The organism is Microbacterium hibisci (assembly GCF_015278255.1).
GTDB classification, from domain to species: Bacteria; Actinomycetota; Actinomycetes; order Actinomycetales; family Microbacteriaceae; genus Microbacterium; species Microbacterium hibisci.
The window spans coordinates 347,219-356,434 of sequence record NZ_JADIJC010000002.1 but is presented as its reverse complement, the minus strand read 5'-3'; the positions used below and the strand labels follow the sequence as shown (position 1 = coordinate 356,434).

The window sequence follows — 9,216 nt, the reverse complement described above, 5'->3', positions numbered from 1 at the left end:
GGAAGGCTCGGGCGCCGATTCGGGTGCCCGCTCCGCAGCCGCAGGCGATGGGGCGACGGTCGTGGGAGACGCGACGGCGGGCGCGCTGAAGGGGACGGCCAGGCTCACCGCGACGGCGATCGCCGTCGCATATGCGAGCATGCCGAACGCCGCGCTCCGAGAGCGCTTCCTTCCCTCACCCCAAACCATGACGCGCCTGTCGCTCGATCGACGAAAGTGACAACAACGCGCCGGTGCACTCGTTCCGCTACGCGGCTCCCCCGAACCCCGGCGATGACAATGCATCGAACCCCAATGCCGGTTCCCCGAGCGCCGCCTACCCGAAGATGACGCGACGGCGGACCGACAGCGGCAAAGCTAGACCCGCCGCGAGACGTGCGTCAAGAGCGATTGGGATATTCCCTTCGCGCGCACCTCATGCCGGGTGCGGCATGAGAGCGGAGGGAAGGGGTTTCAGCTCAGGCCGGAGTAGGCGTGGAGGCCCTTGAAGAACATGTTCACGATGGTGAAATTGAAGATCACGGCGGTGAAGCCGATGATCGAGAGCCACGCCGACCGCGCTCCGCGCCATCCGCGCGTGGCGCGCGCGTGGATGTAGCCGGCGTAGAGCACCCAGATGACGAAGGTCCAGACTTCCTTCGTGTCGAAGCCCCAGTAGCGGCCCCACGCGTCGTTCGCCCAGATCGAGCCGGCGATCAGCGTGAAGGTCCAGAAGATGAATCCGAGGATCGCGAAGCGGTACGCCAGCGACTCGAGGGCCTCGGCGCTCGGCAGCGTCCGCAGGAAGCCGGGACCGGTCTTGGCGGGCACGGCAGCCGGGGTCGCGGCATCCGTCTCCGCATTCTTCGCGGCGCCCTGCGCACCCGCCGCCATCGCCACCCGCCGCTCCCGACGCGCCTGCATGAGCTGCAGCACCGAGAGGCCGAACGCGAGGGCGAACAGCGCGGTCGCGAGCGAGGCCACGAACACGTGGATGACGAGCCAGACCGACTTGAGCGGGTCCATCAGCGGCACGATGTCGGTGTAGAACCAGATCGCGGTGCCGCCGAGCAGCACGACCACGAGCCCCGTGATGAAGGTGCCGAGGAACCGCAGGTCGTAACGGAAAAGCACGCCGAGGTAGACGGCGACGATGAGGAGCGTCCCGGTGAGGGCGAACTCGTACATGTTCGACCACGGCACGCGGCCCGCGGCGATGCCGCGCGTCACGTCGGCGCCCAGGTGGAAGAGGAATCCGAGGACCGTGAGCGAGGTGCCGATGCGGGCCCAGACCAGGCGCGCACGGCGGCCCACCGGGGCGTTGAGCGCCTCCTCGGAAGCGGCCTCCTGCGCGCGCAGCTGCTCCACGATGCCGGTGCGCGACGAGGCCCCGCCCGCGTTCACCAGCTCGCGCTCGCGCACGCTGCGGGCCGCGACCGCGGCATCCTTCTCATCCACCGCGACGGCGCCGCGCCGGGCCAGGTCGACCGCGTACGCGATGAACGCGAGTGCGTAGACCGCGATGGCCGTCCAGACCAGCAGCACCGAGACGTCGTCGAGGGTGAGGGGGGTGGCGTCGGGCATGGCTCTCAGTCTACGTCGGGGGTCGATTCGGGATTCGAGTCGCGCACTTTGCGGTTTTCCGGCGCCGGATCCTGCAAAGTGCGCGATTCGAGAACGGAGAGGTCGGCGAGTGAGGCGAGGTGCCGTTGCGCGAACTGCGCGACGGCGGCGTCGAGCGAGGGGTCCTCGCCCCGCGCGAGGCCGGCGTATTCGAGCTGCACCGTGTGCCCCTGCGTCGTCGCCTTGACCCACAGGCGGCGGCGCGGCACGAACAGGGCGGCGAGCAGGCCCGCCAGGGCCAGCACCGCGAACACCAGCACCCACGTGGCCGAGGCGTCGCGGTGGATCGACAGCGACACGTAGCGCTTGACCGAGTCCTGGAAGCCGTTCGCGCCGTCCGGGGCCTCGTTCTCGAACGTGACGGTGCCGAGGCCGTCGGGAAGGTCGACGGTCTCGCCGGGCTTGAGGGCGAGCGACTCGACGCCGGAGTCGCCGCCGGCCAGCTGGGTCATCTCGCTCGGGTCGAGCGTGTAGACCGACCGCGGGATGCCGTCGTTGATGCCGAGGTCGCCGGAGTACACCCAGAACGTCAGCATCGGGTACTCGAGGTCGCCGTACACCGAGGTGAAGGCGCCGTTGGTGAGTTCCTGCGCGGTGGGATAGAAGAAGCCCACCAGCCCGACCTGTTCGCGAAGGCCGTCCGGCACCTTCACGACGCCCTGCGAGGTCATGTTGTTGTCCTGGGGCAGGAACGGCACCGGCTCGGAGAAGACGACGTCGCCCTGCGCGTCGCGGATCGTGATCGACGGGGCGTAGCCGTTGCCCATCAGGTAGACGCGATCGCCGGCGATCTCGAGCGGGTGGTTGACCCGCACCTCGCCGTCCGTCGCGTCGGCGTCGGGGAACTGCGTGGTGAGGTGCGCGACGAAGTCGCCCGCCTGTCCGGCGCCCTGCTGACCGGGGGTCACGTACGACAGCGAGAAGTCGTCGAGGGTCAGCGCGTACGGCTGCAGCGCCTCCTCGTCGACGAAGCGGCCGGGGTTGAACGACGTGTAGTCGAGCATCGTGTTGACCCACGTGCGACCCTCGATGATCACGGTCTGCCCGGTGTAGGTGAAGCCGCCGCCGATGCCCACGGCGAGCAGCACGCCCACGAGCGACGCGTGGAAGACGAGGTTGCCCGTCTCGCGCAGGTAGCCGCGCTCCGCCGAGACGGAGAGCGCCTTCGCGGTGTCGTACCGCGCCACGCGGTACCCGGCCTTGCGGAGCTGCTGCCGAGCGGCCTCGACCGCGGTCGACGCGGCGGCCGCGGCATCCGTGTCGTCCTGGTACTCCAGGATCTCGGACCGGTGCACGTCCAGCCTCGACAGCCGGGCGGGCGTGCGCGGCGGCTGCGCGCGCATCGCCTTGTAGTGGTGCTTCGTACGCGGGATGACGCAGCCGACGAGCGAGATGAACAGCAGGATGTAGATCGCCGAGAACCACGGCGACGTGTAGACGTCGAACAGGCTCAGGTTGTCGAGCACCGGCGCGAGGTCGGGGTTGTCGACGAAGTACTGGCGCACGCCGTTGGGGTCGGCGCTGCGCTGCGGCACGAGCGATCCGGGAACCGCCGCGATCGCCAGCAGGAGCAGGAGCACCAGCGCCGTGCGCATCGAGGTGAGCTGACGCCAGCCCCAGCGCAGCCACCCGACGACGCCGAGCGCAGGCTGGGTGATGCCGGCGTCCTCGCCGTCGGCGTGGTCGGAGGGGCGGAGCGGGTCGGTCGCGCGGTCGCTCACCGCTTCCGGAGAGTCAGAGCGGGGCCGGGACACTGGCGAACACCCCCTGCAGCTGCGCCATGACGGCGGTCCAGACGCCGGTCACCATGAGCAGCCCCAGCACGATCAGCAGGGCCCCACCCACGAGGTTGACCACGCGGATGTGGCGCCGCACGAAAGAGACGGAGCGGGTGGCCCAGCCGAACCCGAGGGTGAGGAGGAGGAACGGGATGCCGAGCCCCAGCGAGTACGCGACGCCGAGCAGCGCCGCACGCGCGGCCGAACCGGAGTCGAAGGCCATCGTGAGGATGACGGCGAGGGTGGGGCCGATGCACGGGGCCCAGCCGATGCCGAGCGCGATGCCCAGGAGCGGGGCGCCGATGAGGCCGAGGTTGCCGCGCACCTGGGGGCGGGCGATCCGCTGTGCGCGCCCGAACCAGCCGATGAAGACGAGACCCATCGCGATGATCACGACGCCGAGGATCCGCGTGATGAGGTCCGCGTACTCGAGGAGGAAGCGGCCGAGGGTGCCGCCGAGCATCGCCATGCTGACGAACACGACGGTGAACCCGGCGATGAACAGGAGCACGCCGAGCACGAGGCGGCCGCGCGCGGGGGCGGGTTCAGCGCCTGCCGTCGGCGCGGCGTGTCCCGTCTCGCCCGTTCCTCGCTCGCGCGCCGACCGGGTGGCGGTGCCGACGGCAACTTGTGCCGGCCGCGGGCTCACCGCCCCGCCGATGAAGCCCAGGTACCCGGGCACGAGCGGCAGCACGCACGGCGAGAGGAACGAGATGGCGCCGGCCAGCACCGCGATCGGGATCGCGATCAGGAGCGAGCCGTCGGCGACGAGCGCGCCGAGGTTCACGGCTCCTCCAGGGTGTCGCGGACGATCGTCTCGAGGATCGACGCGTCTTCGGCCTTGATCTGGCCGATGAGGCGCGCGGCGACGCGCCCCTCCTTGTCGAGCACGAGCGTCACGGGCACCGCGTTGAGCGGGGTCTCGCCCGCGAACGCCAGCTTGATCGAGCCGTCCTCGGTCGCCAGCGCGCTCGGGTAGGTGACGCCGTAGGTGTCGGCGAACGCCAGCGACGCCTCGGCGCCGTCGTAGAGGTTCACCCCGAGGAACGACACGTCCTCGCCCTCGAACTCGGCGTCGGCCGCCGCCAGCACCGGGGCCTCGACCCGGCAGGGGGCGCATCCGGCGTACCAGAAGTTGACGACCAGCACGTCACCGGCGTAGTCGGCGCTCGAGGTCGTGTCGCCCGTGTCGAGCACCGCGTCGAACTCCACGGGATCGGTGCGCTCCGCGGAGTCGATGGGGTCGACGCGGAACCCGTCGGCGGCGACGAAGCCCTTGTTGTCACCGGAACGGTACTGCTCGGCAAGCGGATCGCTCGTGCACGCGGCGAGGCCGCCGATCAGTCCGACGATGAGAAGAGCGGATGCCGCCGCCCGCAGGCGCGCGCCGCGCCCAGGACGTTTCGACTCGCAGGCTCGCTCCACGACCGGCTGACTCATACCGCTCCCACATCCACCGCACCGGCCGTCGACGCCGGCTCGGCGTAGGCGGTCTCGGTCCACTTGCCGTCGACCATCTCGAAGCTCGTCACGCTCGACAGCGCGCAGCGTCGCGCGCGGGGGTCGTGCCGGAGCGGAAGCCCGGCGACGGCGAGGTGGGTGATCCAGATCGGGAGCTGATGCGCCACGATGACGACGTCGCCCGAGTCCGCGGCATCCCACGCCTCCGTCATCGCCTTGTTCATGCGACCCACGACGTCGGCGTAGGGCTCGCCCCAGCTCGGCAGCGCGGGCTTGCTGAGGTGCCGCCAGTTCCAGGGGTTCACGAGGGCGATCGCCATGCGCTTGCCCTCGAAGACGTTCGTCGGCTCGATGACCCGGTCGTCGATGACGGGCTCGAGGCCGAAGAGCTCAGTGAACGGCTCCGCCGACTCCTGCGTGCGCTGGAGGGGTGAGCAGATGAGGGCGGTGACCGGACGGTCCAGCGACTTCACGTACTCGGCGGCCTGCCGGGCCATGCGGCGCCCATCGGCGCTCAGCCCGTAACCGGGCAGTCGCCCGTAGAGCACGCGGGCGGGGTTGTGAACCTCTCCATGGCGCACGAGATGGAGGCGATCGGCGGGCACCCGACCAGTCTACGTGCGCGGGTTCTGTGGACCGGCTGAGCGTTCCCCCAGCCCCAGGCCCGTCGATCCCGGCGTCAGTCGAGCTCGGGCTCGGGCCCGCCCGACCGCGACTCGAGCAGCGCGCGCACCCGCACGTAGAGGAACCAGGCCACCCCGATCACGGCCGCCGCGATGACGACGTACTGGAGGATGTCGGCGTAGCGCTCCACGATGTGCCACGACTCCCCCAGGAAGAAGCCCGAGAAGACGAAGATCGAGTTCCAGATGATGCTCCCCGCCGCCGTCAGCAGCGTGAACCGCCACACCGGCATGCGCGTGATGCCGGCGGGGATCGAGATGAGACTGCGGAAGATCGGGATCATCCGGCCGAAGAAGACCGCCTTGCCACCGTGGCGCTCGAACCACGCGACGGTGCGATCGATGTCTTCCGGGTGCAGCAGTGGCACCTTCGTCGCGATGGCCCGGAGCCTCGCGACGCCGAGCCATGCGCCGAGGCCGTACAGCATCAGCGCGCCGACGACCGAGCCGACCGTCGTCCAGACCAGCGCCTCGACGACGGAGAACGAACCGCGGCTGGCCGCGAGTCCCGCCATCGGCAGGATCACCTCGCTCGGCAGCGGCGGGAACAGGTTCTCCATCGCGATCGCGATCCCGGCGCCTGCGGGGCCGATCACGTCCATCAGCGATACGGCCCAGTCCGCGAGGGCGCTCAGCCACGATCCGTCGGTCGTCGTCGCAGCGGTCATTCGTCGGGGTCCCGTCCGTCGTCGTCACCTGGCGGCGGCCGCGACCGTCCGGCGCGACGCTTTCCACGTTACGGGCCGGAGATGAACGATTCCCGGGTGCAGACCCCCGGATGCCGGTGGGGTCGGCCCCAGGCCGTGCGGCGCGCGCCGCACAGCGCCGCCGCTCTCGAGCAGGTACCCGCGTCGCGTCGACGTAGACTTGTCGCTCGTGAGTGAACGCGTCCTCGTCAAGCAGCTTCAGGACCTCGCCGACGGTCCCGTCTCCGTCTCCGGATGGGTCGAGACGGTCCGCGATCAGAAGAAGGTGCAGTTCGTCATCCTCCGCGACGAGTCTGGTGCGGTGCAGCTGGTGAACCCGGCGACGCGTCCCGCGGACCCCTCTGCGGCGGTTGAGCCTGCCGAAACCCAGGATGCCGCGGCCCTCGCCCTCACCGACCTCATCTCGAACCTCGCCACGGGCACGTTCCTGACGGTGACCGGCGAGCTCAAGCACGACGAGCGCGTCAAGCTCGGCGGCGTGGAGATCAAGATCGGCGCCCTCGACATCGCGGCCGCCGCGCTCCCCGAGACGCCGATCGCGGCGGACTCGGGCCTCGACAAGCGCATGGACTGGCGCTTCCTCGACCTCCGTCAGCGTCGCAACAACCTCATCTTCCGCGTGCAGACCACGCTCGAGCACGCGTTCCGCTCCTACTGGATCGAGCGCGACTACATCGAGGTGCACTCGCCGAAGCTCATGGCCTCGGCATCCGAGTCCAACGCGGAGCTGTTCTCGGTCGAGTACTTCGAAGACAAGACGGCCTACCTCGCGCAGTCGCCGCAGTTCTTCAAGCAGATGGCGCAGGTCGCGGGCTTCGGCAAGATCTTCGAGATCGCGCCCGCCTTCCGCGCCGACCCCTCGTTCACCTCCCGCCACGCGACGGAGTTCACGTCGGTCGACGCCGAGATCAGCTGGATCGACTCGCACGAGGACGTCGCGCGCATGCAGGAGGAGCTCCTGCAGACGGCGTTCCAGGCCGTCAAGGACAAGCACGGCGCCGAGATCGAGGAGCTCTTCGGCCTCGAGGTGCAGGTTCCCGCCATCCCGTTCCCGCGCATCCCGCTCGCCGAGGCGCGCGAGATCGTCAAGAGCCGCGGCTACGAGATCCCCCGCACCGACGGCGACCTCGACCCCGAGGGCGAGCGCCAGATCTCGGCCTACGTCGAGGAGACCTACGGCCACCAGTTCGTCTTCATCACGGACTACCACCCCGAGATCCGCGCGTTCTACCACATGCGCGACGAGGAGACCGGGCTGACCAAGTCGTACGACCTCCTCTTCAAGGGCGTCGAGATCACCACGGGCGCGCAACGCGAGCACCGCGTCGACGTGCTGATCGAGCAGGCGAAGGAGAAGGGTCTCGGTGCCGAGCACCTCGACTTCTACTTCGACTTCTTCCGTTACGGCGCGCCGCCGCACGGCGGGTTCGGGATGGGCCTCGCGCGCGTGCTGATGCTGCTGCTCGGCGAGTCGTCGATCCGCGAGGTCACCTACCTGTTCCGCGGTCCGACGCGCCTCGCGCCGTGACCGAGACGCTCGACGGCCTCCAGAACTTCCGCGACACCGGCGGCACTCCGCTCACTGCGGGCGGGCAGACCCGCCCGGGCGTCCTGTACCGGTCGGAGGCCCTCAGCACGCTGACACCGGCGGGCGTCGCGGCGCTGGCGGCGAGCGGCATCGGCGTCATCGCGGACTTCCGCACCGACTTCGAGCGGCGCATGGCGCCCGATGTGCTGCCCGACTCCCGGCCCTTCCACGTCGTGGACCTCCCGCTCCTCGAGGGCGCGATGACGGGATTCGCGCAGTCGGCGCTGCGGGCGAAGGATCCGGATGCCGCGAAGACGGCGATCGCGGCCGCGCTGGCGCAGCTGCCCAGCCTGGGCGACCTGTACGTCTCGATGCTCGAGCACGGCGCGGCGTCGTTCGCGGAGCTCGCGCGCCTGGTCGCGAACGGGACGGCCGCGTCTGCGAGTTTGACCGGGACCGAGGCCCCTGCCGCCGTACTGGTGCACTGCACCGCCGGCAAGGACCGCACGGGTGTCGCCGTCGCGCTGCTGCTCGATGCGGTAGGCGCGGAGCGTGCCGCGGTCGTCGCGGACTACGCCTCGTCGTCGGCCCACCTCGAAGGGCCCTGGGCCGACCGCATGCGCGGGACGATCACGGCGATGGGCGTGCCGCTGACGCCCGAGCTGGACGCCCTCATCACGGGCACGCCGGCATCGGCCATCGAGCAGGCGCTCGCCTGGACCGATGCGCGCGGCGGCGCGGCGGCTTATCTGCAGTCCGGCGGACTCGCCGACACCGAGCTCCAGGCCCTCCGCGCACGCCTGGCCGGCTGAGCGCGACGCGCCGGAGGCCTCGCCGGCTGAGGCGTCAGGGTGCCGCGCTGAGCGCCGCACGCAGGCGGTCGGGCGACACGCGCCAGTGGCCGTGGAGCTCGCCGTCGATGAGCACGACGGGGATCTTCTCCCACCACTGCGCGTAGAGCGCCGGATCGTCGGCGATCGAGAGCTCCTCGACCTCGACGGCGTCGTCGGGAAGATCGGCGACGACGGTCTCGACCACTTCGCGCGCGACGTCGCAGAGGTGGCAGTCGGGCTTGCCGATGAGCGTGAGGGTCGTCATCGCCGCCCGCGCCTCAGGCCTCGACCGGGTATCCCGCGGCGACCCACTCGTTGGTGCCGCCGTCGACGTTGGTGACGTCGTAGCCGCGGGCTTCGAGGGCCTCGACCACGCGGCCCGACCGGCCGCCGACCGCGCAGATCACGTCGAACGCCCCGTCGGGGAGCTCCTCGAGCCGGCCGCCGATCGACGACATCGGGATGTTGATCGCTCCCGGCACGTGGCCCGCGGCGAACTCGTCGACCTCGCGGACGTCGATGAGCGGCGTCTCGACGCGGTCGCGGAGCTGCTGGACGGTGATGGACTTCATGGCATGCCTCTCGGGATGCGGGCTCGGGGGTGCAGCACGGGCATACACGAAG

The 9,216-nt window shown here is 70.5% G+C and carries 10 protein-coding genes; 2 read left to right on the top strand and 8 right to left on the bottom strand.

Translation table 11 applies throughout. The features are described from left to right. Positions 1–453: 453 nt before the first annotated feature. From ccsB to IM770_RS05770, 6 genes are all read right to left on the bottom strand, one after another. Positions 454–1,563 (bottom strand): c-type cytochrome biogenesis protein CcsB, encoded by a 1,110-nt coding sequence (ccsB, locus tag IM770_RS05795; RefSeq protein WP_203580184.1) that lies wholly within the window; start codon positions 1,561–1,563, stop codon positions 454–456. 5 nt (positions 1,564–1,568) lie between these two features. Further along, positions 1,569–3,356: a cytochrome c biogenesis protein ResB gene (resB, locus tag IM770_RS05790; RefSeq protein ID WP_372430646.1), complete on the bottom strand. Its 1,788-nt coding sequence runs from the start codon at positions 3,354–3,356 to the stop codon at positions 1,569–1,571. Continuing rightward, positions 3,337–4,167, bottom strand: coding sequence for a cytochrome c biogenesis CcdA family protein (locus IM770_RS05785; RefSeq protein ID WP_203580182.1), 831 nt, complete (start codon positions 4,165–4,167; stop codon positions 3,337–3,339). Before IM770_RS05785 ends, resB begins: the two co-directional genes overlap by 20 nt. After that, on the bottom strand, positions 4,164–4,820 hold the full coding sequence (locus tag IM770_RS05780; RefSeq protein ID WP_203580181.1) for a TlpA family protein disulfide reductase: 657 nt from the start codon (positions 4,818–4,820) through the stop codon (positions 4,164–4,166). Before IM770_RS05780 ends, IM770_RS05785 begins: the two co-directional genes overlap by 4 nt. Next, a complete protein-coding gene (locus tag IM770_RS05775) occupies positions 4,817–5,446 on the bottom strand; it encodes a histidine phosphatase family protein (protein WP_203580180.1) in 630 nt (209 codons plus the stop codon). Before IM770_RS05775 ends, IM770_RS05780 begins: the two co-directional genes overlap by 4 nt. 74 nt (positions 5,447–5,520) lie before the next feature. Next, positions 5,521–6,192 carry a DedA family protein gene (locus IM770_RS05770; RefSeq protein ID WP_203580179.1) on the bottom strand — a complete coding sequence of 224 codons (672 nt, stop codon included), beginning with the start codon at positions 6,190–6,192 and terminating at the stop codon, positions 5,521–5,523. A gap of 208 nt (positions 6,193–6,400) precedes the next feature. Between IM770_RS05770 and aspS the strand changes: the two genes are divergently transcribed. After that, complete coding sequence (gene aspS, locus IM770_RS05765; protein ID WP_203580178.1) at positions 6,401–7,759, top strand: aspartate--tRNA(Asn) ligase; 1,359 nt, start codon at positions 6,401–6,403, stop codon at positions 7,757–7,759. Next, a complete protein-coding gene (locus tag IM770_RS05760; protein WP_203580177.1) occupies positions 7,756–8,571 on the top strand; it encodes a tyrosine-protein phosphatase in 816 nt (271 codons plus the stop codon). The genes aspS and IM770_RS05760 overlap by 4 nt, the downstream gene beginning before the upstream one ends. Positions 8,572–8,605: 34 nt before the next feature. Here IM770_RS05760 and IM770_RS05755 read toward each other — a convergent pair whose 3' ends face one another. Beyond that, positions 8,606–8,857 carry a glutaredoxin family protein gene (locus IM770_RS05755; protein ID WP_203580176.1) on the bottom strand — a complete coding sequence of 84 codons (252 nt, stop codon included), beginning with the start codon at positions 8,855–8,857 and terminating at the stop codon, positions 8,606–8,608. Between the two features lie 13 nt (positions 8,858–8,870). Beyond that, entirely contained in the window at positions 8,871–9,164 is a 294-nt protein-coding gene (locus IM770_RS05750; RefSeq protein ID WP_203580175.1) for a rhodanese-like domain-containing protein, read from the bottom strand. Positions 9,165–9,216 lie beyond the last annotated feature (52 nt).

Coding starts and splice junctions, on each gene's coding strand:
- IM770_RS05780 (WP_203580181.1), bottom strand. CDS start 4,820: ATGAGTCAGCCGGTCGTGGAGCGAGCCTGCGAGTCGAAACGTCCTGGG.
- ccsB (WP_203580184.1), bottom strand. CDS start 1,563: ATGCCCGACGCCACCCCCCTCACCCTCGACGACGTCTCGGTGCTGCTG.
- IM770_RS05755 (WP_203580176.1), bottom strand. CDS start 8,857: ATGACGACCCTCACGCTCATCGGCAAGCCCGACTGCCACCTCTGCGAC.
- IM770_RS05750 (WP_203580175.1), bottom strand. CDS start 9,164: ATGAAGTCCATCACCGTCCAGCAGCTCCGCGACCGCGTCGAGACGCCG.
- IM770_RS05770 (WP_203580179.1), bottom strand. CDS start 6,192: ATGACCGCTGCGACGACGACCGACGGATCGTGGCTGAGCGCCCTCGCG.